Source organism: Enterobacter sp. MGH 33 (genome assembly GCF_000534535.1).
GTDB classification, from domain to species: domain Bacteria; phylum Pseudomonadota; class Gammaproteobacteria; order Enterobacterales; family Enterobacteriaceae; genus Enterobacter; species Enterobacter hormaechei_C.
The window spans coordinates 2,575,719-2,598,292 of record NZ_KI973212.1; the positions used below are offsets into that span (position 1 = coordinate 2,575,719).

Here is a 22,574-nt window from a genome sequence, read left to right on the forward strand (position 1 = left end):
AGGGTATTTGGGATATGAATATCATCAGGGAAGAGGCTTTAAATCATCAAACAGATTCTGATTATGGTGAGATTGTTTTACCTGCGTCATTCGGTTTATCAGTAAGCGCACTCACAACGTTATTCATATTTCTGTGCCTGATACTCTTTATTCTTTATGGTAGCTATACACGTAAGGCTCACCTTTCCGGAATCGTTATGCCCTCATCCGGGCTGGTAAAAATCACTCCTCAATATGCTGGCTACGTAACCAAATTGACCGCCTCAGAAGGTCAACACATTATTGCCGGTGAGACTCTTTATCATATCAGCGGTGAACATTTCAACGAACAGGGGGCAGGTACACTCGCTGCTATAAGACTTTCCCTACAAACTCAGTTTACAATGCTGACTTCTCAACAGACCCTGGAATTGCGTGACAACAGTCAGCAGCAGCATGCCATACAACAGCGAATAGTTTCCCTGAAACCTCAGGTTAAAAGTGCAGAAAAGCGTCTGTCACTTGCCGTGCATCAGGCTGCGCTGGCCGTGTCTGTTATGGAGCGCTATAAGAAACTTGCTGATACGCATTACGTATCAGATATCGAATACCAGCAGAAGCAGATTGACGTTTCAACGTCACAGCAAAACGTTGAGGATCAGCGTCAGGGGCTTCTGCAACTGCACACCGCGATGGAGGCTGCTAAAGACGACCTTGACCATCTCATCGTTCAGGGTGATAGCCGGAAGGCTGAAATGGACAGGCAGTTGCAGGTGATCAGGCAACAGCAGGACGAACTGGCAGGTAAGGAAAATTTCACGCTGACTTCACCGGTATCCGGAACCGTTGCTGCCGTGCTGGTCAGACAGGGACAGTCTGTCAGGGCATCTGAACCTGTCATGACCCTCATTCCCGACAATGCCCGTTTGCAGATAGAACTCTATGCTACCAGTCAGAATGCTGGCTTTATTCAGGCGGGGCAGCGTGTTGCCCTGCGGTTCTCTGCCTTCCCCTATCAGAAGTTTGGTGTGCAGTACGGGACTATCCGTGAAATAAGCCATACAACGCTGACATCTTCTGATTTACTCTCCGTATCTCCTGTGACCTGGAAGGAGAATGAAGGTCATTACCGCGTCATCGTTGAACCTGAAAATACTTTTATTCTGGCTTATGGGAAACAGGAAGCCCTGCGCCCCGGCATGGTTCTTGAGGGGGATGTCAGCCTGGATACCCGCAATTTGTGGGAGTGGCTGACTGAGCCGCTCTGGAGCCTGAAAGGAAAGCTGTGATGGATACACTTAAATGGACCGGGAGAAAACAGCTTCCTCTCACCCGACAGACAGAGTCAGCGGAATGTGGTCTGGCATGCCTGGTCATGATGGCCTGCTGGCATGGTCTGCAAACAGACTTACCCACACTGCGCGAACGTTTCAGTATCAGCTCACAAGGGATGACCCTGCAGAGACTGACTGAATGTGCGGCCGGTATCGGATTATCCAGCCGGGCAGTTCGGCTGGAGCTTGAGGACCTAAGATCCCTTTCTCTCCCGTGTATTCTCCACTGGAACATGAATCATTTTGTTGTGCTACATAAAGTTCGCGGAAGCAGGCTGGTTATTCATGATCCGGAAAAGGGAAAAGTAACGCTCTCCCTACAGGATGCTGGAAAACATTTCACCGGCGTCGCGCTGGAGCTGATGCCAGCCAGTGATTTTACCGCTCGGGATGAAAGGAAAAAAATCCATCTGCGCCAACTGACAGGTAAAACACCGGGTCTGTTGTCGGCAATGTCGCGAATTATCGTTTTTGCCGTGGCACTCGAAATCCTGACACTGGGAAGCCCGCTTCTCAACCAGCTGGTGATTGATGAAGTCCTGGTGGCTGCCGACCAGAGTTTGTTGACCGTCATTATTATTGCGCTTCTGCTGATGTCACTGACCCAGATGCTGCTGTCACTGGCCCGCCAGTGGGCGAGTATTACACTGTCCGTCAATTTTAACATGCAGTGGACAGCACGGGTTTTCCATCATCTGGTCCATCTTCCTCTGGCCTGGTTTGATGCACGCAGTAAGGGGAGTATTAATGCTCGTTTTGAGGCGGTAGATACCATCCAGCAGGCGCTGACTACGCAAGTGCTGGAAGGTATTCTGGATGTGTTGCTCGTGGTGACTGCGCTTTGCATGATGCTGCTGTACAGTCCTGAAATGACATTGATCGCCGTACTTGCAGCCATTTTCTATGGTGTGTTGAGGGCACTGTGGTATCCGTCCCTTCGACAGTCGGCAGAAGATGCCTGGGATGCAGGTGCCAAGGAGTCCGGGCATTTTCTTGAAACACTCAACGGGATCCTCAGCCTGAGAATTAACGGTGTGACGGCACATCGTGAGGCCGCCTGGCTGAATCTCAACGTTGCCCGCAGAAATACGCAGTTGCGTCAGAGCCGTCTGCTGATGTGCTATGACATTGCTCACACTCTTACCGGCAGCGTGGTATCAGCAATCATTTTGTGGAAAGGCGCCGGGGAGGTATTGAATGGAACCTTCACCGTCGGCATGCTGGTTGCTTATTTATCCTATCAGACGCGTTTTTCTTCCAGTATCAGTAGCCTGACTGATAAGTTTTTTTCCTGGCGTATGCTCGATGTTTACAACGAACGACTGGCTGATATTGTACTGACCCCGACAGAAGGCCTTCAGCAACAGCCTTTTCGTGAGCATAACAACGCTTCGCACATTCCTTCTGTATCCCGCAGGGAGATGGATGAATATGCTCATGCTCCTCTAGTACTTGAGCACATCATCTTCAGCCACAAGGGAGGGGAAAATCCGATAATCGGCGGGGTGTCGCTGACACTCAATCCCGGAGAAGTCGTTGCCATTACAGGTAAATCCGGATGCGGGAAAACGACACTGGTGAAGCTTATCCTTGGGATCCACATCCCTGATGAGGGCAGGATCAGGGCATTTGGCATATTGCATACGCATCCGGATTATTTTCAGGTTCGTCAGCGTATCGGTACCGTACTGCAGGATGACCATCTTTTCAAAGGTTCTGTAGCAGATAACATTATTTTTTTCAGTGATGACCGAAATTATGAACGAATGATCCAGTGCGCAAGACTGGCACTTATCGACAGCGATGTTATGGCAATGCCGATGGGGTATCAGACGCTGATTGGTGAAACCGGCGGAGGGCTTTCCGGAGGACAAAAACAACGCATTCTGCTGGCAAGGGCGTTGTACAAGAAACCGGGATTCCTGTTACTGGATGAAGCGACCAGCCACCTTGATGTTGAGAGTGAAATCCGGATAAGCCAGACCTTACGTCAACTGGGGCTGCCTGTTCTGCTGATAGCCCATCGCCCGGAAACCATAGCCTCTGCAGACCGGGTTTTGTATCTGGCAGACGGCTACTTAACGGAGCTGAATCTCCAGCATACAGTCAATAATGGCGAGTCTGTTTGTGAATATACTAATGACGTGATGGCAAAAAATTAACCTTAACGTACATAATTTTCGATATCCAAACTTACCCCTATCTGGAAGATCTATTTGTTGACGCTGCCGAACGTGGCGCAGGGGCGGGTAAAGCGCTTATCGACGCCCTGATCGATGAGGGTAAGCGGGAAGGGTGGTCAAAACTCTACTGGGTAACCCGCATGCACAATCCGGCGCGTAAGCTGTATGACCACTATGGTGAAGCCGACGATTACGTCCGGTACCGAATCACCCCTTAACCGGGTTTGTATCACACTGTATCTGCGTCTGTGATACATACACAGGTATGCAATAAAGCCGCATCCGCACACATCCTTTATACAAACGCATGGTGTTATATCTCCGTCAACTGAACTCACCCGGAGATAACATCATGTTTAACAAACTCGCATACTCAGCAGTCGCCCTGACCGTTTCGCTTGGCACCGTGATGTCCTGTCAGGCGGAAGCGACGGGTAAGGATTACGCGTCGGCCTTCAACCAGGTAAAACAGATTAACGCTGGCGATTTGAACGTCGGTTACGTCGATATCGGGCCAAAAGAGGGGCAACCGGTGATCCTGCTGCATGGCTGGCCGTACGACATTCACAGTTATGCAGACGTGGCCCCCGCGCTGGCTGCGAAGGGGTATCGTGTCATTGTGCCGTCCCTGCGCGGGTACGGCACCACGCGCTTTATTTCTGAAAAAACGCCGCGAAACGGCCAGCCTGCGGCGATGGCAAAAGACATCGTCAACCTGATGGACGCCCTGAATATCAGACAGGCGGTGTTTGCCGGTTATGACTGGGGGGCGCGTACGGCGGATATCGTTGCGGCGCTCTGGCCGGAACGGGTGAAATCGCTGGTCTCGGTGAGTGGCTACCTGATCAGCAGCCAGGCGATTGGCAAACAGCCTTTACCGCCGAAGGCAGAGGTTCAGTGGTGGTATCAGTTCTATTTCGCCACGCCGCGCGGTGCGGAAGGCTATGCTAAAAATACGCACGATTTTGCCCGGTTGATCTGGTCCCAGGCTTCGCCTGACTGGAAATTCAGCGATGCCACCTTCAATGCGAGCGCCAAATCCCTCGATAACCCGGACCACGTTGCCGTCACGCTCAGTAATTACCGCTGGCGTCTGGGGCTGGAGAAGGGGGAGCAGAAATATGACGCCTACGAACAAAAGCTGGCTAAGCTGCCGAACATTACGGTGCCGACCATCACCATCGAGGGCGGTAACAACGGGGCACCACATCCTGCACCCGCAGCCTATGCGGGGAAATTCACCGGAAAATATGAGCACCGGACTTTCGGCGCAACGGTTGGCCACAACCCGCCGCAGGAAGATCCGCAGGACTTTGTTAACGCCGTTGTCGACGCGGATAAGCTCTGATATGTGCTATTTTCAATCCGTTACCTCTTAATCAGGGAGCCTGCGGTGGAGCATATTGATCACATCCTTGTCGTCGATGACGACAGGGATATTCGTGAGCTGATTGTCGATTACCTCGTGAAATCCGGCTACCACGCCTCTGGCGCGGCGAACGGGAAAGAGATGCGCGTAGTGCTCGACAAACAGCATATCGACCTGGTGGTGCTGGACGTGATGATGCCCGGCGATGATGGCCTGACGCTGTGTCGACAGCTGCGCAGCAGCAGGCATAAGGATCTGCCGATCCTGATGCTCACCGCGCGCAACGAGGACACGGACCGCATCCTGGGGCTGGAGATGGGCGCCGACGATTACGTGGTGAAACCGTTTGTGGCCCGCGAACTGCTGGCGCGTATCAAAGCTATCCTGCGTCGTTTTCGTACTATGCCGCCTAATCTTCAGGTGACCGAGGCAGGGCGCCTGGTGGTGTTCGGGGAATGGCAGCTGGATACCGTGGCGCGTCATCTGATTGATAACGAGGGTATGGTTGTGGCGCTCAGCGGGGCGGAATATCGCCTTTTGCGCGTATTCCTCGATCATCCTCAACGGGTGCTGACCCGCGACCAGCTGCTGAACCTGACGCAGGGACGTGATGCCGAGCTGTTTGAGCGTTCGATTGATCTCCTGGTGAGCCGCGTGCGACAGCGCCTGAATGAAGATGCCCGCACGCCAGCCTACATTAAAACCGTACGCAGCGAGGGCTACGTTTTTACCATGCCGGTGACCATCGTCGAGGCCAATGAATGACGCTGTGGCCCCGCACGTTACTGGCCCGGCTGCTGATCATTGTGCTGCTCGGGCTGTTGCTGGCTAACGCGCTCAGCCTGACGCTGGTCATGGTTGAGCGAATGCGCAGTGCGCGCACGGTTATGCTGGGCAATCTGGAGAACGACGTCGCGACCAGCGTGGCCATTCTCGACCGGCTTCCGGCCAAAGAGCGGCCAGAGTGGCTGGAACGCCTCAGTCGCGGTAATTATCGTTATATTCTTGGTCCGGGCGAGCCAGGCGCAGCACCAACGGATAAACGCTCGCGCGATGCGGTCCGAACCCTGAAAGAGACGCTTTCTTCCCAGTATCCGCTGCGTTTTACGGCCGTTCCGGGGCCGATTTCCCATATTCAGGCCCATCTGACGCTCCGCGACGGCGCACCGCTCACCATCGATCTGATCCCGCGCATGCCGCCTGTCGCCAGCTGGTTGCCCGTGGTGCTGGTTCTTCAGCTGTTACTTGTCGCGCTCTGCTCCTGGGTTGCCGTGCGCCAGGTTGTCCGGCCCTTCCTGCAATTCACGCGCGCGGTTGATTCCCTCGATCCTGCGGCCCATTCTCCGATGACTGAAAAAGGTCCGGTTGAGGTGCGCCAGGCAGCGCACGCTTTTAATGAGATGCAGTCGCGGATACAGACCTATCTGCGTGAACGCGCGCAGATTCTGGCGTCCATTTCTCACGATCTCCAGACGCCCATCACGCGCATGAAGCTGCGGATCGAAATGGCGGATCAGCCCGAACTCCGCGATAAGCTGCTGAGCGACCTGGATAATATGTCGCGCCTGGTACGGGAGGGGATTGCCTATGCCCGGTCATCAGAATCTCTGGAAGAGACCACGCTGAAGCTGGAGCTGAATGCGTGGGTTAACAGCATCGCCAGTGATTATCAGGACATTGGTAAAAACGTGCAGTTTCATGCACGCAATGCGCGTCTGCCGATCGTCACTCGTCCCCAGGCATTGCGCAGGGTAATGACCAATCTGCTCGATAATGCGCTGAAGTTTGGCGATAGCGCGGTAATAGAGATTGATGAAAATGAAAGGCAGGTAGCGATCCGCATTATGGATAACGGCCCTGGCATCCCGGAGGCAGAACTGGAGGCGGTGTTACAGCCGTTCTACCGGGTTGAAACGTCGCGCAACCGGGAAACGGGCGGCACCGGGTTAGGCCTCGCCATTGCCGCGCAGCTCACCGCCCAGCTTGACGGGAAATTGCATCTTGCAAACCGGGCAGAGGGAGGGCTGGCCGTAAGCGTGATCCTTCCGCGCGGTTAATTGTACGCCTGTGTATCTGCACCCCGCGCCGATACGCAGGCAGACAAAATCCAGCTTTTCACACACGGCCTGAACACATTCGTACGATGAAATGACCTCACTGCATCTTCGCAGCAACCGTATCGTGAGGTCGTTATGTTTATGATAATCGCTTTTTTAGGCGGCATGATTAGTCTGCTCAGTCCGTGCACGCTTCCCGTCATTCCTCTGCTGTTCGCCGGCTTTCAGGGGCAGCGCAAACACATTCTGGCGCTTCTGGCGGGAATGATTGTGATGTTCATGTTGGTGGCGATGGTAGTAACGGTTGCCAGCGAGTGGATCGCTGACGCCACCGTTATCGGTCGCTGGATTGCGCTGCTGGTACTGAGCATTGCCGCCCTGGCCCTGATCTTCCCGCAGTTCGCTCAGCGCATTGCCCGCCCGGCGGTCAGCGCGGGAAACGTTCTCAATACCCACAGCATGCAGCGACGCGGTCTGGTTTCGGCTTTTCTGGCAGGGCTGGCCGTTGGGCTGCTGTGGTCCCCCTGTGCCGGACCGATTCTCGGGGCGATCTTCAGCATTAATATTGCGGGCCACTCGGCCATCGCAACCGGAGCGCTGTTAGCCGCTTACGGCAGTGGGTGCGCGTTGATGCTGGGGCTGCTTGTCGCGGGGGGCCGTAAGCTGATAACCCCTCTGAGGGCCAAATCCGCATTGATGGCGCGTTTGCGTCAGGGAGCGGGAGTGATGATGTTAGCCGCCGTTGCGTGCAACGCCAGCGGGATCACCTCAGCTCTGAAAGGCGCCAACGGTATTGCCGACCAGCTGGAAAATGCCCTGTTGAGCCTTGCGCAACCCACCTCCACGCAGGTGAAACTGCAACCGGTCGCTGACGCGACGCCGGGCAGCCAGCTACCGTCATTAAGCGGCGGTACGGGTTGGGTAAACGGTGACCCTGTCACTTCTGAGGCCTTGCGGGGGAAAGTTGTGCTTATCGATTTCTGGACCTGGGACTGTATCAACTGCCAGCATACGCTTCCGCACGTGCGTGACTGGGCGATGAAATATCAGTCTGAAGGTCTGGTAGTGATTGGCGTCCACACCCCGGAATACCCCTGGGAAAAGCCGTTATCATCGGTGAAAAACGCGGTCAATAAATGGCAGCTGCCGTACCGCGTAGTGACGGATAATAACTACAAAATCTGGAGCGCGTTCGGAAATCAGTACTGGCCAGCACATTACTATTTCGATGCGAAAGGGCAACTGCGTTACACCGCGTTTGGCGAGGGGAACTACGACAAGCAGGAGGCCGTAATTCAGCAGTTGCTCAAGGAAGCGCGTTCCTGATCCGGCTTACGGAACCCGCTGAGCGACCATAAACAGGCGCGGAAAAGCCAGCAGTATCTGCCCGTTCTCCTGGAGCGGATACTGCTCTTCCAGCAGCTCAAGGTAGCGTTTCAGATAGTTTTTCTGCTCGCTTTCGTTGAGTTCCTGTAACCACGGGCGTAACCCCGTCGCGCTGACCCAGTCAATAATCGCCTGATGAGAGCTCATCTGATGGAAGTAAGTGGTGCGCCAGATATCCACGTCGCATCCCGCTTCCGTCAGAATATCGTAGTAGGCATGGATACCCGGCAATGGCTCGCGGCCACGATCGGGGTAGCCCTGTTCCCAGGCAACTTCACGCATCAGGGCGTGCGTCGGCTCAAGCCAGTTGTCAGGCATTTGCACCGCCAGCACGCCGTTTAACTGGAGCAGTGAAACCAGGTGTGGCAGAAGGTGGTAATGGTCCGGGATCCATTGCAGTGAGGCGTTGGCGTAGATCAGGCTGAGCGGCTGGTCAGGTTTGTAGTGCCGGATATCCGCCTCAACAAAGTGGCAGTCTGGCAGGACCTGTCGGGCTTCCTCCAGCATGGCCGGGGAATTATCCACGCCGGCGATCTGCGCAGAAGGCCAGCGCTGTTTCAGCAGCGCGGTGCTGTTGCCTGGCCCGCAGCCCAAATCCACGCCAGAGGTTATGTCAGCAAGCGGCACCCGGGCGAGCAACTCAGCGGCGGGACGTGTGCGTTCTGCGCTGTACTGTAGATAAAGAGAGGGATCCCAGTCGGCCATTTTCGCATCTCCATGTTGAGGTGTTCAGCAAGAATAGCACAGGCAAATAGCTGCGCCGGGGCAGGTATCTGGCTAATGGTGAGATTATAAAATGCCTTTCAGGGCCAGGTGATAGAGCAGCATGATGGTTTTTCCGTCGACAATCTGCCCATTTTCAATGCTCCGAAGCGCGTCGTCCAGCGTCATTTCCAGTACGTCGATATCTTCTCCCTCTGCTTTAACGCCGCCGCCCGCGCTGGTCCGATCCTGCGGGTGATATTCCGCCAGATAGAAGTAGAGTTTCTCGGTAACCGAGCCCGGGCTCATATAGGCCTCAAAAATTTTCTCTACGCGCGTCACCTTATACCCGGTTTCTTCTTCCGCTTCGGCCTTAATCCGGCTTTCCGGGTCAAGGTTATCGAGCAACCCGGCGGCCGCCTCAATGAGATCCTCTTCGTGACCATTTATAAACACCGGGAAACGGAACTGACGCGTCAGAATGACGGTTTTGCTGTCGCGATTATAGAGCAGGATCGTCGCGCCATTCCCCCGGTCATACACTTCACGCTCTTGTCGCTGCCAGTCGCCATCGCTGCGCTGGAGGTCAAAAGTGTATTTTTTCAGGTTATACCAGTTGTCGGACAACGTTTCGCTGTTGATAATGCGTATATCTGCACGTTTTGATTGCACGTTTGGCTCTCCTCTCGTAGAGTAAGCATCATAAACAGCACTATCGTGCAAATACAAGGCATATCGTGCAACAACAGGAATAATTCATGCTCACAAGCCAGCGTAAACAGTTGATTCTGGAAAAACTGGAGGCGGAAGGTCAGGTCCAGTCTACTGCGCTCAGCCTCTTTTTCTCGGTGTCTGAGGACACTATCCGCCGGGATTTACGTGAACTGGCGGCAGAAGGGCGTTTGCAGCGTGTTCACGGCGGCGCACTGCCAGCATCGTCAGCGATTGCGCCTTTTGCCGAGCGTCAGTCCGTTAAAATGGATGCAAAAAAACGCGTGGCACGGCGAGGCGCGCAGCTCATTTCACCGGGGCAGGTGGTGATCATTGATGGCGGGACGACCACCTCCGAACTTATTACGTTCTTACCACCCGATTTACGGATAACCGTGGTGACGCACAGCCCGGGTATCGCTTTGGGGCTGGTCGACCATCCATGCATAGAGGTGATCCTGATTGGTGGTCGTTTGTATAAACACTCCATCGTCACGGTCGGCGCGGCCGCTATTGAAGGCATCAATAATATTCATGCGGATCTGTTCTTCATGGGGGTCACCGGCGTCCATCCTGAGGCCGGGCTGACCACCGGAGATTACGAAGAAGCGTGCATCAAACGTGCATTTTCCGGCAGAGCGGCGGAAACGGTGGTATTGGCCTCACCGGAAAAGATCAACACGGCCTCGGCGTTTGTGATTGGCGACCTGTCGCTGGTGAATACGCTGGTTGTTGAAAACACAACGGATGAACGCTGGGTGAGCGCTCTGAAAGAAAAGGGCGTTGCGGTGATCGCAAGCCAGTAAATATCTGCTTTTTTGCCAGCCTGACCGCGTGGCTGTCAAACAGACAAAGGTTATCCTTCACGCGGATTTCTAGACTAAGGCTTTCATCTGTTTAAGGACAAGCCATGAAAGCGGTCTCCATTCTGACGTGCGGCGCGGACCCAACCGCGCAACGCCTGTCAACGTCTGCCATTCAGCAGGCCATAAATAGCGCTCAACAGAACGATGTCATTGTTATTCCGCAAGGCCGTTTTCTGACCGGAGCACTGTTCCTGAAAAGCGGTGTTTCGCTTCGCCTGGACGCTGGCGCACAGCTCGTTGGAAGCCAGGATCTGGCTGATTATCCGTTGATAAACACCCGGGTGGCGGGCATTGATATGCGCTGGCCGGCAGGCATTATTAATATCATCGATTGTGAAAACGTCAGTATTACCGGTACAGGCACGATAGACGGGCAGGGTGTTATCTGGTGGCGACGCTTCTGGGGCGATGACGAGCGCAGCGGCATGGTCGGCGATTACAGCGCCAGAGGATTGCGCTGGGTGGTTGATTACGACTGTCAGCGCCCGCGCAATATTCTGGTCTTTGAAAGCCAGAGCATTCTGCTGCGTGATGTTACCAGTCGGGAGTCCGGATTCTGGAACGTGCACTTTTGTTATTCGCGCCATATCACGGTTGAGGGCGTGAAAATCAGCAATTCTGCGGGGCCGAGCACCGACGGGATTGATATCGATTCCTGTGAACAGGTGCGGGTTGAACGCTGCATTGTTTCCTGTAATGACGACAATATCTGCATAAAATCAGGACGAGGACGCGAAGCGGCGCAAAAAGCACGTACAGCACGGGATATAGTGATTCGCGGTTGTACGCTGAATAAGGGGTCCGGGATCACGCTGGGGAGCGAAACCTCAGGCGGCATTGAACGCGTCCTGATAGAAGATAACGCGTTTAACGGTACGGGCGTCGGGTTTCGCATTAAGTCGGCCCGCAACCGGGGCGGGTTTATCCGTGATATCACCGTCCAAAATTTACATCTTACGGACGTACGTTTTCCGGTGCTGATCCAGCTGAACTGGTTTCCGCAGTACAGCTATGGCGACCGGGGAAATTTATCTGATAAACCAGAACACTGGCGCAAGCTGGCTGAAGGTGTTGAGGGCGAAGCCGGTCTTACTGCGGTCAGCGGACTGACGATTAAAAATATGACGGCGCGTCGCTCAGACAACAAATATTTCTCGCGGGCATTTTTCATTGAGGGGTATCCGGAGCGTCCTGTGACCGGGTTAACGCTGGACGGAATTTTGATTGACGCGTCAGAGTTCGGGAAAATTTCCGGTGTGGATGGGTTGCGCTTTAAGGATGTGCAGGTGACTGCCGTAGAGAACACGCAAGACCGTAACGACAGTTATGAGCGTTGATGTATTGCACGGTGAAGGCGTTAACGTTACTGTTAGAGAGCTACAAGCAAAGAAATCAGGGGCTTACCGTGAAGAAAGAGATAAAAACACTGGAATCGAGACAGATTTATCGTAACCGCTGGATGTCGCTAAAGGAAGACCGGATTCTGAGAGCCAATGGGAGCGAGGGGCTTTATTCCGTCATTGAAAAAGATGATTTCGTGGTCATCATTCCGGTTGAGAATGATGAAATCTATCTGGTTGAACAATACCGATACCCTCTGGGCCAGAGAACCACAGAACTCCCTCAGGGAAGTTGGGAATGTTCTCGCGACGCTGCACCTGAAGACGTTGCCAGAGGCGAGCTTAAAGAAGAAACCGGGTTAAGCGCCGGGAAAATGGAGTACGTCGGTTATCAAAAGCTCGCACAGGGTTATTCAGCCCAGGGTTATCATATTTACCTTGCCACGGAGCTGACATTTACCGGCCAGCAACTGGAGGAGGAAGAATACGGCCTGACGGTGAAAAAAATTAAAATTAGTGCCTTTGCTCAATTAATACGTGACGGCAAAATCACTGACGCCACCTCAGTTACGGCATTCCTGCTGGCGAGAACAAAAAATATGTTCTCTTAATCATAACGTTTTAGATTAATATTGAGTCTCCACATCATTGTCAAAGCCAAGTTCAGATGCCCGGGGCAGCGCAAAGCTCAAATATTTGATCTGTGCCAGGAGCGGACGTTAATGTCAATATTCTCAGGCGGAGGCACACCAGAAATGGCTGCCTCCTGATAAAATGGTGTTATTGTTTGGATGTTATTTTTCATATCCGTATAAATTAATCCTACCTGACAAGTACTCACCTAAATATACTTCACTAATTTTACTGAAGCCTTTCTTTGTAACTTCAGTTTCTAACCATTCACTGTCTTTATTAAGGATTTCTAGCAGGTCATGGTTGGCCAAACCGTCCACTATAATTGGATAGCGTATATTTTCATCGCCACTTTGTATGATGGTTAATTGCCCATTTTGTTCGAGAACGACGCGTTTTAGTTGTTCTATCTCATAAATTCCATTTGCTCTTAATTTGAACATTAGATCATTTGCAGAAACACCATTCCGTAAACACTCCTTAACATTAACACTGCCATTGTGTACTAAGGTAATCGGTTTCCCATCAATTATCCTTTTAATTAATCGATTGTTTTCCTTCAGGAATTTAAGAGCGAAGACCAAAAGAGTCCATATGATTAGTACCAGAATAAATTGAAGAACCGATATAGATTCGTTGTAAATTACGCCTCCTATAATTCCCCCCAGCACATAGTTTTGAACCTGGTCCATTGCAGATGAGGGGGCCAGATTTCCTTTTCCCATAAGATTTATTTGAACAATTAAACACAGTATCCCCAGGCCCAACTTTATAATGATAGGTAAATAAATTATCATTTCCACACCTCAGATTGTTATGATTTCTATTTCTGGGTTTACTAACGAAACCTCTACTAAATTGTATGTTTTTTGATCCGGGCTCAAATTGACGCGATAAAAAACATCACTAATTTTAACGATAATGCCATCAGAGAGTTGTACGGAACTGGAAAATATAGCATTTACATTCACATCTTTTTTTTGTGATAGGAGCCTAACAAAATTAACCATTTGCGAGGATTGGGAATGTATATTTTGACTATCAGTATAATCAGCATACTGAACACCAGAAATGAAGAGCAAAAACAAGAAAACTATAATTGTTAAGTCACGATATTTGGTTTGCAGGCGATGACGCATATACAGGCTAAAAACAACGATCAAGATAAATAAAGTACTAAATATAACTATGTATTTTAAATAATCATTGATATTAGACTGCATTTGTAGATAATCTATGCTATAAAATTTCATATAAGTTCAATCCCTAACCCCTCAAAACCACATTTTATTATAGTAAAACATTTCCATTTATTAGTTATCAGCTGAAATTGATCATTATCCTTAAGCCAACTATGTTGACTTGCTTGTTATGACTCAAGGCATCTCAATGTTAGTAGCATTCAGAACTTCCGTTCTTCGCTCATGTCGGGCATTTATCATTCTTCCATACAGGTCACTCACTACCGGAAAAAGAATTCAGAGTATAAATAATCTTCTAACGTTTGTCCTGAACCAGCTTAATAAACTAAGGAATCTGCCCGAGGCGCTTGTTGTCCACGATAGCAGCCTAATCAATTTCCTGAATACGATTATAAGTGAAGTAGGGAAGGATGACTCCGTTTAGCCTGAGTTCTTTCCGGCCATCCGGGTAATGCCAGACCTCAATGTACTTCCCAATATTTTGACAGGTGAACATCGTGCAGTTCTTCGTGTTCCTCGCTGGCAGCGTAGGCCCAAAGTCAGTATAGCTTTCGCGGATAATATTGAATGCGTACCGGGCAAGACCATCCGGTAGTTGATTATTGCCGGGTTTCCCGCGACGACGGCCAGCCATACCCAGTGGGCCAGATTCATTGTAACGCAACAGAAGGCGTTGGCTGTGACTGTCTGAAATATCAAGGCGCTGCGCGGCCATCAGTGTGGTCAGAGGCTGGACGACAACGTCCTGAATGATTTTGAGTCGGTTAACTTTGTCCATAGTGAAAAACTCCGCTGCGTGTGCCGTCATCAGAATCCCTCGATGGTGAATCTATGTGATGTACACTTAACTTATCCTTATCCCAGAACGGACATTACAATTTTGCTGTTACAACCTTAGTGCGCATAATGTATATTATGTTAAATGGTCTGTTGTGATAATGAGTTTGTGATTTGATCGCTGAGTTAACGCTGCTATTATCTAAGTCTTAAGGTTGGAATCATAATTTTTTCAATAAATTATCCTGCTAATTCACAGTCCTCACGGGATGAAGGAGCTCTCTGATGAATCTACCCGGTCAGCAGTCGCCTGACAGCACCCTTCCCTCTTATGATGTCTCTCGAAGCCTTGGCCTACAGGCCGGTACTGATATCGACTTTAAAAAGCTAGCCGCGCAGCTCGACTGTACACGTAACTTTTACAATGTCGGCATCATTTTCGATGATGGCAAGCAACGCTGGCTGGTTCGTCCGTCACGACGCATTGCTGATGTGAATCAGAGCACCGTCAGCCATGTGGTCATCAGTAAAATTCCGGATGCTAAGGAAACCAGTGCGGAAAAAGCCGTGGTGGCGACGTTAACCACGCCGTCACTTGCGACTGAAATCACTTCAACCGGTTTCGCCTGTGGCGCGATGATTGTTACGCTTGTCATGGCGTTTGGTGCTGGTGCGGCTGTGCCTTTTACCGCTGGCGGATCCGGCGTGATTGCGGCGATTAGCCTGTCCGGCTCGTTGGCTACGGGAGCACAATGCATGATTGGCGCGGGCCGTCTGCTGGCTATCCATAACGACCATGGTTCCGATGTTGCCTGGCTCGACAGCCAGGACTGGTACGTTGCCACCACGACGGTTCTGGATGTCATTTCGCTGACTGCGGCAGGAACCGCGCTACGAGGTACTTTAGAAACGTACAAGCTGATGAAAGCGGCATCTTCAGGTAAAGTTACCGCCTGGTTCCAGAGCATGAGCCGTGCCGAGCGTAAGCGCATCACGGAAGAGATTATTAAAGCGCAGAATCCAGGCATCTCCAGTGCTGGCGTAAAGGCCGCGATCCGTGCAGGTGTTTATCCGAAACGTTTCCCCAGCGAATCGTTACAAAAATCACTGCAGCGCGAGTTAATGAGTGCGGTCAACAACGCATCGGCCTTTGTGGGGAGTTCACTCACAGGGACTATCCGCAACCCACAAAATACCGTCCAGTCAGGGCGTTATGTGGTTGGTGTGCTGCAGTCATTTTTACCTAACTAAACGCTGAGTATATAAATGTTTAAAGTTTTAACCCGTCGCCTGCAATATTGTAACGAGGTGTCCGCCAGCATAAAAAATGCCGCCCCGACACAGTTGCAGCAGCTTAAGACGCAGTTGGCTGAAGATATGGTTAAGCCTGTGGGACTACATACCATGGGTATTCCGGCGGCGGTCAGTACGCTCGGGGTGATTGTCAGTTTCGCCATTCCGCAACTGTGGCTGGGGTATGGCGTACTCGCCGCACTCGGCCAGCCAGCAGAGCGCGTATTCGTGTGGGTCGTGCTGATCGCCCTGCTCTTCGCTGGCATCAACGGAGTGACGATGTTTATGATTGGCAAAGGAAGCATGCGTGCCGTGCGGTTACATCTTACGCTGGCGGTGCTAAGCCTGGTATTAACGGCAGCCTATCTGCTGGCCGCGCTGAGCGGTAATTCTTCTCCGGGCGTCAGTCTGACCGCGGCGCTGGTAAGTATTGTCATGCTTGGGCTTAGCGGTATCTGTATCCTCTCTACCGCTTTCTATAAGATGCTGCTATTTACTTTGCATAACAGAGTCTGGCGCAAGCTTATCAGCCAGACGCGCTAAACATTCATTCCATTAAAATCCCGCCGCTACGTGCGGCGATCCGACTATCGCTACTGGGGAAGCCGGAGAAACAGTGTCCGTTCCTGAGTCTGCGATGCTTTGAAACCATGGTGGATATAAAACGCTTTGGCTTCCTCAGTGAGTGCATGAACCATAATCGCCCGCACCCCGATATTCTCAGCTACCCGATAACAGCGTAAAACCGCATCGTGGAGTAAATCGGCTCCCAACCCGTTTCCGCGTAACGAGACATCCACAGCCAGACGGGCAAGTATAATCACGGGTATGGGATCCGGCATGTTACGCCGCAGATTACCTGTCGCTTGCGTATGGTTAACGCTCCCGGTAGCCAGAGAGTAAAATCCCGCGACCTGCTTCGTGCCCGTTTTACAAACGACAAACGTTCGGGCTGCGCCGAGCGCCTGGTTTTTCAGACCTCTTTGTTTTAGCCATTCGTCAAGCACGGCCTTTCCGCTGACGAACTCCGCCAGTTGATGGACGCTGGATAAGGGCTCTGGTGCTGTTACACGTCCCACTGCGGTTTCCTTGCCAGCAGTTTTTCTATGGCAGGATCGTCCGCGACCGGGGCATCGAGCATGTCAATGAACTCTGCGTACTGTTCATCGTTAAAATTGAATACACGTCGATCGAGGATCACATTCTCGGCTGCCTGACAGGCCATCTCCAGAATGAAGTCCGTGCGTGATTTATGGAGGATCTCTGCGGCGGCATCGATAAGCGCCCGCTGGGATTCTTTGGCTCTGAGATTGAGTTGAACATCTGATTTCATAGGTATACCTCTTGTATAGCAATTGCTTTACAAGCATAGCATAAGCAGTGTGTATAGCAATCGCTATACAGCGCCCTTTATCATGTCTGACCTCTCCACACCGCATATCGCAAGAATTTGCTCTCTCAGCCAACGGTGACCAGGGTCGCGTTCCATTCTTGGGTGCCACATCTGCGATACCGTAATACGACGGCTTTTGAACGGCAGCTCGAAAACGTGTACCTGGTCCGTTACCTGCTGATTGAGTAAATAGAGCGCGGGTATCATGGCGATAAGATCCGATTCCAGCGCCACGGACAGTGCCGTCGGAAATCCCGGTACGACGCTGGCGATTTTACGTTTTGTCCCCAGTTCGGCCAGCGCATCGTCAACGGAACCGTGCAACGCGCCCTCGGGTGACGCTACCACATGGCCCCAGGCGACATAATCCTTCACGCCTATTTCTGCCTGCTTAGCCAGCGGGTGTCCCTTACGCACGACGCCCACAAACCGATCCTCAAACAGTCGTTGCAGCCGTATTTCAGGCCCCATATTGCTCTGGACGCCAATCTCCAGATCAACCAGCCCTTCCCGAAGATAGCGCGACGTTTTTTCCGGCTTAGGCGCAAAGCGTATACAGACGTCCGGCGCGGCGTCGGCCACAGCCGCTATAAGCGCAGGCCCAAACGCCACCACAAAACCATCGTTTGCCCTGATGGTAAAAAGGCGCGCCAGACTTTGCGCACTGAACGTTTCAGTTGAGGGCTGCAATACCGCCCTCGCCTCGTGCACTGCACGTCTGGCGCGATCCCGGGTCGCTTCGGCCCACGGGGTTAGTACCATGTTACGTCCTGCGCGCACCAGGATCGGGTCGCCTGTAACGTCGCGTAACCTGCTTAATGTCCGGCTCATGGCCGAGGTGCTGAGGTTCAGACGACGTGCTGCACCTGCGACACTCGCTTCGCTCAGCAATATGTCGAGTGCAATCAGTAAATTAAAATCAGGATCGGTCATAGCGCTCATTCCTGTTCATTCAGATAAGGCGTTTCGTGCAACGATAAAGTGTAAATGGTGCGCCTTCCGCCCTGTAAAAGCCATCTTTATAGTTTTGTCATCCATACACTCTTCTCAGAGGACAACATAATGACGCTCTTTTCCAGTCAACCCGGCGACGAAGGACTGCCTGGCCCGGCGCGCGCACGGGTGATGGCCGCAATTATGACCACCACCTTAATGGGCGTGTTTGATGGCACCATGATCAACATTGCCCTGCCCTCCATGGCTCAGGAGATGCGGGTACCTGCCAGTATTGCCGTCTGGTTCGCCAACGGGTATCTGCTGGTGGCTGCGATGACGCTGGCGATATTCGCGGCGCTTGCGGCCCGCCTGGGTTATCGCCCCGTATTTCTGGCAGGTCTGACGACCTTTACCCTGACATCACTGGGTTGCGCGCTGGCGAATACACCCGAAGTGCTTATCGGTATGCGCGTGCTTCAGGGGATCGGCGGCGCGGCGACGCTGAGTATTGCCCCCGCAATCCTGCGGTCCGTATTTCCCGGGCGATTGCTTGGCCGCATTCTGGGGTTGCACGCCCTGCTCATCGCCTCCAGCTCCGCTATCGGCCCGGTATTGGGCGGGACGATCCTTCACACCCTGAGCTGGCAATGGCTGTTTGCGATAAACGTTGTTCCCGGCACCCTCGCCTTACTGCTGGCGGTCAAAGCGCTGCCGCGGGATGCGGTTCGAAAGCAAGCGCCTTTCGACACCCCGGGCGCCATATTGTCGGCGCTGCTGTTGGGGTCGACGATCATGGCGGCGAACAGCCTCCATGACGCGACTTATCACCTTGGCAGTCTTTGCTGGACAATGCTCGCTGCGCTGAGCGGCATAGCGTTTATCTGGCAGATCCGCCGCGCGGATAACCCCTTACTGCCGCCGATGATGTTTAAAAATGAACGTTTTACCCTCGCGGCCTTCACGTCGATGATTGCTTTTGTCAGCCAGGGGATCACCTTTATTGCGCTGCCCTTCCTGTTTCAGAGCGAATACGGCTACAGCCCGGTGTTGTCTGCCCTGCTGTTTACGCCGTGGCCGCTAGGGATCGTACTGATTGCGCCGCATGCAGGCCGGTGGGCAGACACGATTTCAGCCCCGGCGATATCCACCCTGGGGCTGATGATTTTTGTCGTCGGTTTGATCCTGCTGGCAACATTACCCGCCCGCCCTTCAGTGTGGGATATCTGCCTGCGGAGTCTGGTGTGCGGAGTGGGGTTTGGCTGCTTTCAGAGTCCTAATAACCGGGAAATGCTTTCCAACGTTATTCGTGAGCATGCGAGCTATGCATCCGGTGTTTTATCCATTATGCGCACGTTCGGGCAGTGTCTGGGCGCCGCCGCCGTGGCCGTTCTGCTGGCCGCAGATGAAAGGTCAATTCATGTTGCGCTGTGGGTCGCCGCCGCAGCTTCTGCGGTAGCGGTCGTCGTCAGCGCGAGCCGGTTGCGTAAAATCACTCATCCTGCGGAAACAGGATGAGCACGAAAAATATAACTAAGCGCTACTCCAGCGCCAGCAGCGCAAAACTCGCCAGCCAGTGGCCGCCGCTGTAGTGACTGCCGACAACATGCTCCACGCTTGCCGAGAGATGGCGCGCAACGGCATCCTGTAACGCCTGTTGCGCCGGGTGGTTTTCCGGCAAAGCGCGGGCAATGTGCTTCATACACCACGCGCGGCTGAGGTTAAGCCCGTCCAGATGTGCGATTTTCGGGTCGGTGCGGTCGCTTACCTCAGCCGGGTTCATCAGCGCTGAAACGGCACCCACTTCAGGCAGAAACGCATCAAACCAGGCCGGGAAATTCTCCACCACCTTACTCATCAGCAGGGCCTCGGTCAGCGCCCCGGAGATATACTCGTCGCCGCCCGGCTCATAATGCGCCGGATATTGCGTGTCCGTATGATAAAAGCGCGTCGCCGCGTCCAGGATCGCCTGTTCAAGCCCGTCATCCGTCACCGCCCGGGCATAATCCAGCCCCAGCGCGAGCGCAAACGCCGTGTTGTAATGTGTTCCGACGCGGATGGGATAGGTGAGCTTGCTGAGGTAATCCACCAGCCGCTGGCGAATATCCCGCGTTAACGGTTGCAGCGTCTGGTACCAGCGCTCCGCCTGTGGCAGTGACGACTGTTTCAGCTCCTGCGCCAGCGCCAGCAGCCAGCCGTAGCCATAAGGCCGCTCAAACGACGCGCGGAACGGCGCGGTAAAATAGGCCAGCTCCTTCGCCACCTTCTCGTCGATCAGGTGTTCTTCGAACAGAGTGATGATCTCTTCCCGGCACGGCAGTTCGGGCCAGAGACGCAGACAGCGCAGCAGCAGCCAGTAGCCGTGCACCGCAGAGTGCCAGTCAAAACAGCCGTAAAAGATCGGGTGCAGCTCGCGAGGCGGCAAAACGTCGCCGTCATCGTTGAGCAGATGCATAATGTGGTTCGGGTATTCCTGACGTAAATAGGTCAACGGCATTCTGGCGAAGGCGTCAGCCTGATGTTGCGTTAATTCCATTGCAGCTCCTTAGCGAAACACGAGGAAATACATTAAGAACACGTTCACCACCAGCAGGGTTAACGCGGTCGGGATCTGGATCTTGATAACCTGATATTTGTCTTTTAGCTCCAGCAGCGCGGCGGGCACAATGTTGAAGTTGGCGGCCATCGGCGTCATCAGCGTGCCGCAATAGCCTGCGTACATACCGATAGCCAGCAGCGGCGCCGGGTTACCGTGATGGACGTTAATCAGGAATGGCAGAGCGATACCGGCGCTTAACACCGGGAAGGCTGCGAAGGCATTACCCATGATCATGGTAAACAGCGCCATCCCCACGCAGTAAATGACCACTAGCATGAAGCGGCTGTCCGGGTTCACAAACAGGCTGACCACCTTTTGTACCGATTCGCCGGTATTCGCCACCACGAACACCCCGCCGAGCATGGCGAGCATCTGCGGCAGGATCACCGCCCAGCCAATGGTATCGACCAGCCGACGCGACTGACGCACCGCATGCAGCGGCGTACCTTTGGTCAGCCACCAGCCGGTAAGGATAGCCGCCACGCAGGCTACGCAGAGCGCCGCCAGCGTAAGCTGTTTCTGGTCGAGCAGATAAACGCCGCCAATCGACACGCCTTTCAGAAACAGCGTCCCGATGACCGTTACCACGGGGATCATCAGTGCCGGTAAAAACAGCCAGTTTTTCAGCCGGTTCGACGAGGCAACACGCTCCTCCTCGGTCGACATTTTATAATGCCCCTTCCCGACCAGCCCGAAACCGGCCAGCAGCGCAATCACGATAACGGCGCCGCCAATAATGCGATACGCCAGCGACTTACCCAGCTCCTGCACCATCAGATCGCCAAACAGGAAGATCCCGCCGAACAGAAACCAGAACAGCGCCGTGGTATAGCGTTTCGGGTTAGCGCGGTCGCGAAGGGTCATCACAACCAGCAGCATCACGACGAAGCCGATCAGGTAATACACGCGGTTAATGGTGATGAGGGTCATCATGGTGCGATCTCCTGCGTACCCTGCTCTGCTTTCCAGGCCATCACGTCGCGACGAATGCTGGCATCGAGGCGCAGCAGACGCGTCATATGGATGATCAGTGCCGCAATAGCGGTCGGAATGGCCCACAGGCCGATATGCAGCGGTTCGATCCCCTCGATCCCGTTCTCTTTCAGGAACGCATCAATCAGCAGTACCGCGCCAAAGGCGATAAAGATATCTTCCCCAAAGAAAACCGCGATATTGTCACACGCGGCGGCATGGGCTTTGATTTTGTCGCGGATAGTCTGCGGCAGTTCGCCGTATTCATTCAGGGCCGCCCCTTCCGCCATCGGCGCCAGCAGCGGACGCACCGTTTGCGCGTGGCCGCCAAGGGACATCAGGCCCAGCGCAGCCGTCCCTTCGCGGGCGACAAAGTAGAGCATCAGGATACGCGCCGAGGTGGCGCTGGCGATCTTCGCGACCCAGGCCTGGGCGCGCTCTTTCAGCCCGTAATACTCCAGCAGGCCAATCACTGGCAGGATCAGAATGAAGGTGGCAAGCGATCGGCTATTCACGAACTTTTCGCCAAAGGTTTCCAGCAGCATACCGAAATCCATGCCAACCAGCAGGCCCGTCGCCAGCCCCGCCACCACGACAACCAGCAGCGGGTTGAAACGCAGTGCAAAACCAATAACCACCACCGGAATCCCGATAAGTGGCAACAGTGTAGAACTGTCCATAAACGTTACCCTATCCAAAGTGAGCGTTGCGCGCCGACGGCTATTTTTTATACTTCGCAGCAGAGCGAAGCCGGTGCATTACGGCGCGCGATGTTGTGTTTTGCGTCAGGCTCCACAGAACCTGCACTAAAAAGCTATATCTGAACGTCAAAAACATGTAAACAA

At 53.3% G+C, this 22,574-nt stretch carries 23 protein-coding genes and 1 pseudogene; 13 read left to right on the forward strand and 11 right to left on the reverse strand.

Going from position 1 to position 22,574, the window contains the following annotated elements; all coding sequences use genetic code 11:
* Positions 1–14: 14 nt before the first annotated feature.
* From L379_RS11865 to L379_RS11840, 7 genes are all read left to right on the forward strand, one after another.
* The gene (locus L379_RS11865; protein ID WP_032653575.1) at positions 15–1,268 is read left to right on the forward strand and encodes an HlyD family secretion protein; all 1,254 of its coding nucleotides are present in this window, start codon (positions 15–17) and stop codon (positions 1,266–1,268) included.
* Complete coding sequence (locus L379_RS11860; RefSeq protein WP_017382355.1) at positions 1,268–3,475, forward strand: peptidase domain-containing ABC transporter; 2,208 nt, start codon at positions 1,268–1,270, stop codon at positions 3,473–3,475. Before L379_RS11865 ends, L379_RS11860 begins: the two co-directional genes overlap by 1 nt.
* Positions 3,476–3,486: 11 nt before the next feature.
* Positions 3,487–3,714, forward strand: a complete 228-nt coding sequence (locus tag L379_RS0124040) for a GNAT family N-acetyltransferase (protein ID WP_254909581.1) — start codon at positions 3,487–3,489, stop codon at positions 3,712–3,714.
* Between the two features lie 134 nt (positions 3,715–3,848).
* Positions 3,849–4,844 carry an alpha/beta fold hydrolase gene (locus L379_RS11855; RefSeq protein ID WP_032653577.1) on the forward strand — a complete coding sequence of 332 codons (996 nt, stop codon included), beginning with the start codon at positions 3,849–3,851 and terminating at the stop codon, positions 4,842–4,844.
* A gap of 45 nt (positions 4,845–4,889) precedes the next feature.
* On the forward strand, positions 4,890–5,630 hold the full coding sequence (locus L379_RS11850; RefSeq protein WP_022651194.1) for a response regulator: 741 nt from the start codon (positions 4,890–4,892) through the stop codon (positions 5,628–5,630).
* Entirely contained in the window at positions 5,627–6,922 is a 1,296-nt protein-coding gene (locus tag L379_RS11845; protein ID WP_032653580.1) for an ATP-binding protein, read from the forward strand. Before L379_RS11850 ends, L379_RS11845 begins: the two co-directional genes overlap by 4 nt.
* A gap of 135 nt (positions 6,923–7,057) precedes the next feature.
* Positions 7,058–8,248 carry a cytochrome c biogenesis protein/redoxin gene (locus L379_RS11840; RefSeq protein WP_032653583.1) on the forward strand — a complete coding sequence of 397 codons (1,191 nt, stop codon included), beginning with the start codon at positions 7,058–7,060 and terminating at the stop codon, positions 8,246–8,248.
* Positions 8,249–8,254: 6 nt separating this feature from the next.
* Here the strand turns inward: L379_RS11840 and tam are convergent, their stop codons facing one another.
* Both tam and L379_RS11830 read right to left on the reverse strand, forming a co-directional pair.
* Positions 8,255–9,013, reverse strand: a complete 759-nt coding sequence (gene tam, locus L379_RS11835) for a trans-aconitate 2-methyltransferase (RefSeq protein WP_032653587.1) — start codon at positions 9,011–9,013, stop codon at positions 8,255–8,257.
* Between the two features lie 84 nt (positions 9,014–9,097).
* Entirely contained in the window at positions 9,098–9,682 is a 585-nt protein-coding gene (locus L379_RS11830; RefSeq protein WP_032653590.1) for an NUDIX hydrolase, read from the reverse strand.
* 86 nt (positions 9,683–9,768) lie between these two features.
* Between L379_RS11830 and L379_RS11825 the strand changes: the two genes are divergently transcribed.
* The 3 genes from L379_RS11825 (at position 9,769) to L379_RS11815 (ending at position 12,538) form a co-directional block, all read left to right on the forward strand.
* Entirely contained in the window at positions 9,769–10,527 is a 759-nt protein-coding gene (locus L379_RS11825; RefSeq protein ID WP_015570520.1) for a DeoR/GlpR family DNA-binding transcription regulator, read from the forward strand.
* A gap of 104 nt (positions 10,528–10,631) precedes the next feature.
* Positions 10,632–11,924: a glycoside hydrolase family 28 protein gene (locus L379_RS11820; RefSeq protein WP_032653592.1), complete on the forward strand. Its 1,293-nt coding sequence runs from the start codon at positions 10,632–10,634 to the stop codon at positions 11,922–11,924.
* Positions 11,924–12,538: an NUDIX domain-containing protein gene (locus tag L379_RS11815; RefSeq protein ID WP_080337332.1), complete on the forward strand. Its 615-nt coding sequence runs from the start codon at positions 11,924–11,926 to the stop codon at positions 12,536–12,538. Before L379_RS11820 ends, L379_RS11815 begins: the two co-directional genes overlap by 1 nt.
* A gap of 183 nt (positions 12,539–12,721) precedes the next feature.
* On the opposite strand, the gene L379_RS11810 is transcribed toward L379_RS11815, so the two are convergent.
* The 3 genes and pseudogenes from L379_RS11810 to L379_RS11800 all read right to left on the reverse strand — a co-directional run.
* Complete coding sequence (locus L379_RS11810; protein ID WP_015570517.1) at positions 12,722–13,357, reverse strand: DUF421 domain-containing protein; 636 nt, start codon at positions 13,355–13,357, stop codon at positions 12,722–12,724.
* 9 nt (positions 13,358–13,366) lie between these two features.
* On the reverse strand, positions 13,367–13,813 hold the full coding sequence (locus tag L379_RS11805) for a DUF3290 domain-containing protein (protein ID WP_032653595.1): 447 nt from the start codon (positions 13,811–13,813) through the stop codon (positions 13,367–13,369).
* Positions 13,814–14,241: 428 nt separating this feature from the next.
* Positions 14,242–14,570 (reverse strand): annotated as a pseudogene (locus tag L379_RS11800) (ISNCY family transposase); the annotation flags it as partial.
* A gap of 254 nt (positions 14,571–14,824) precedes the next feature.
* Here L379_RS11800 and L379_RS11795 point away from each other — a divergent pair.
* Positions 14,825–15,790 (forward strand): hypothetical protein, encoded by a 966-nt coding sequence (locus tag L379_RS11795; protein ID WP_032648329.1) that lies wholly within the window; start codon positions 14,825–14,827, stop codon positions 15,788–15,790.
* 15 nt (positions 15,791–15,805) lie between these two features.
* Positions 15,806–16,375: a hypothetical protein gene (locus tag L379_RS11790; protein ID WP_032648331.1), complete on the forward strand. Its 570-nt coding sequence runs from the start codon at positions 15,806–15,808 to the stop codon at positions 16,373–16,375.
* A 50-nt stretch (positions 16,376–16,425) separates the two neighbouring features.
* Here the strand turns inward: L379_RS11790 and L379_RS11785 are convergent, their stop codons facing one another.
* The 3 genes from L379_RS11785 to L379_RS11775 form a co-directional block, all read right to left on the reverse strand.
* Positions 16,426–16,911, reverse strand: a complete 486-nt coding sequence (locus tag L379_RS11785; RefSeq protein ID WP_032653599.1) for a GNAT family N-acetyltransferase — start codon at positions 16,909–16,911, stop codon at positions 16,426–16,428.
* A complete protein-coding gene (locus tag L379_RS11780; RefSeq protein ID WP_003857131.1) occupies positions 16,899–17,165 on the reverse strand; it encodes a type II toxin-antitoxin system TacA family antitoxin in 267 nt (88 codons plus the stop codon). The genes L379_RS11785 and L379_RS11780 overlap by 13 nt, the downstream gene beginning before the upstream one ends.
* 63 nt (positions 17,166–17,228) lie before the next feature.
* Positions 17,229–18,158, reverse strand: a complete 930-nt coding sequence (locus L379_RS11775; protein ID WP_032653603.1) for a LysR family transcriptional regulator — start codon at positions 18,156–18,158, stop codon at positions 17,229–17,231.
* A 129-nt stretch (positions 18,159–18,287) separates the two neighbouring features.
* Here L379_RS11775 and L379_RS11770 point away from each other — a divergent pair, with 129 nt between their 5' ends.
* A complete protein-coding gene (locus tag L379_RS11770) occupies positions 18,288–19,676 on the forward strand; it encodes an MFS transporter (protein ID WP_032653606.1) in 1,389 nt (462 codons plus the stop codon).
* A gap of 22 nt (positions 19,677–19,698) precedes the next feature.
* On the opposite strand, the gene L379_RS11765 is transcribed toward L379_RS11770, so the two are convergent.
* The 3 genes from L379_RS11765 to L379_RS11755 are packed head-to-tail and all read right to left on the reverse strand — an operon-like array spanning position 19,699 to position 22,409.
* Positions 19,699–20,694 carry a DUF2891 domain-containing protein gene (locus L379_RS11765; RefSeq protein WP_017382342.1) on the reverse strand — a complete coding sequence of 332 codons (996 nt, stop codon included), beginning with the start codon at positions 20,692–20,694 and terminating at the stop codon, positions 19,699–19,701.
* A 9-nt stretch (positions 20,695–20,703) separates the two neighbouring features.
* Complete coding sequence (locus L379_RS11760) at positions 20,704–21,690, reverse strand: DUF979 domain-containing protein (protein WP_017382341.1); 987 nt, start codon at positions 21,688–21,690, stop codon at positions 20,704–20,706.
* Positions 21,687–22,409, reverse strand: coding sequence for a DUF969 domain-containing protein (locus tag L379_RS11755; protein ID WP_003857121.1), 723 nt, complete (start codon positions 22,407–22,409; stop codon positions 21,687–21,689). The genes L379_RS11760 and L379_RS11755 overlap by 4 nt, the downstream gene beginning before the upstream one ends.
* Positions 22,410–22,574 lie beyond the last annotated feature (165 nt).

What these genes read in the sequence shown, in the direction of transcription:
- L379_RS11810 (WP_015570517.1), bottom strand. Translation starts at nt 13,357, where the DNA reads ATGATAATTTATTTACCTATCATTATAAAGTTGGGCCTGGGGATACTG.
- L379_RS11795 (WP_032648329.1), top strand. Translation starts at nt 14,825, where the DNA reads ATGAATCTACCCGGTCAGCAGTCGCCTGACAGCACCCTTCCCTCTTAT.
- L379_RS11815 (WP_080337332.1), top strand. Translation starts at nt 11,924, where the DNA reads ATGTATTGCACGGTGAAGGCGTTAACGTTACTGTTAGAGAGCTACAAG.
- L379_RS11860 (WP_017382355.1), top strand. Translation starts at nt 1,268, where the DNA reads ATGGATACACTTAAATGGACCGGGAGAAAACAGCTTCCTCTCACCCGA.
- L379_RS11765 (WP_017382342.1), bottom strand. Translation starts at nt 20,694, where the DNA reads ATGGAATTAACGCAACATCAGGCTGACGCCTTCGCCAGAATGCCGTTG.
- L379_RS11805 (WP_032653595.1), bottom strand. Translation starts at nt 13,813, where the DNA reads ATGAAATTTTATAGCATAGATTATCTACAAATGCAGTCTAATATCAAT.
- L379_RS11825 (WP_015570520.1), top strand. Translation starts at nt 9,769, where the DNA reads ATGCTCACAAGCCAGCGTAAACAGTTGATTCTGGAAAAACTGGAGGCG.
- L379_RS11775 (WP_032653603.1), bottom strand. Translation starts at nt 18,158, where the DNA reads ATGACCGATCCTGATTTTAATTTACTGATTGCACTCGACATATTGCTG.
- L379_RS11845 (WP_032653580.1), top strand. Translation starts at nt 5,627, where the DNA reads ATGACGCTGTGGCCCCGCACGTTACTGGCCCGGCTGCTGATCATTGTG.
- L379_RS11865 (WP_032653575.1), top strand. Translation starts at nt 15, where the DNA reads ATGAATATCATCAGGGAAGAGGCTTTAAATCATCAAACAGATTCTGAT.
- L379_RS11790 (WP_032648331.1), top strand. Translation starts at nt 15,806, where the DNA reads ATGTTTAAAGTTTTAACCCGTCGCCTGCAATATTGTAACGAGGTGTCC.
- L379_RS11755 (WP_003857121.1), bottom strand. Translation starts at nt 22,409, where the DNA reads ATGGACAGTTCTACACTGTTGCCACTTATCGGGATTCCGGTGGTGGTT.
- L379_RS11855 (WP_032653577.1), top strand. Translation starts at nt 3,849, where the DNA reads ATGTTTAACAAACTCGCATACTCAGCAGTCGCCCTGACCGTTTCGCTT.
- L379_RS11840 (WP_032653583.1), top strand. Translation starts at nt 7,058, where the DNA reads ATGTTTATGATAATCGCTTTTTTAGGCGGCATGATTAGTCTGCTCAGT.
- tam (WP_032653587.1), bottom strand. Translation starts at nt 9,013, where the DNA reads ATGGCCGACTGGGATCCCTCTCTTTATCTACAGTACAGCGCAGAACGC.
- L379_RS11780 (WP_003857131.1), bottom strand. Translation starts at nt 17,165, where the DNA reads ATGAAATCAGATGTTCAACTCAATCTCAGAGCCAAAGAATCCCAGCGG.
- L379_RS11770 (WP_032653606.1), top strand. Translation starts at nt 18,288, where the DNA reads ATGACGCTCTTTTCCAGTCAACCCGGCGACGAAGGACTGCCTGGCCCG.
- L379_RS11820 (WP_032653592.1), top strand. Translation starts at nt 10,632, where the DNA reads ATGAAAGCGGTCTCCATTCTGACGTGCGGCGCGGACCCAACCGCGCAA.
- L379_RS11760 (WP_017382341.1), bottom strand. Translation starts at nt 21,690, where the DNA reads ATGATGACCCTCATCACCATTAACCGCGTGTATTACCTGATCGGCTTC.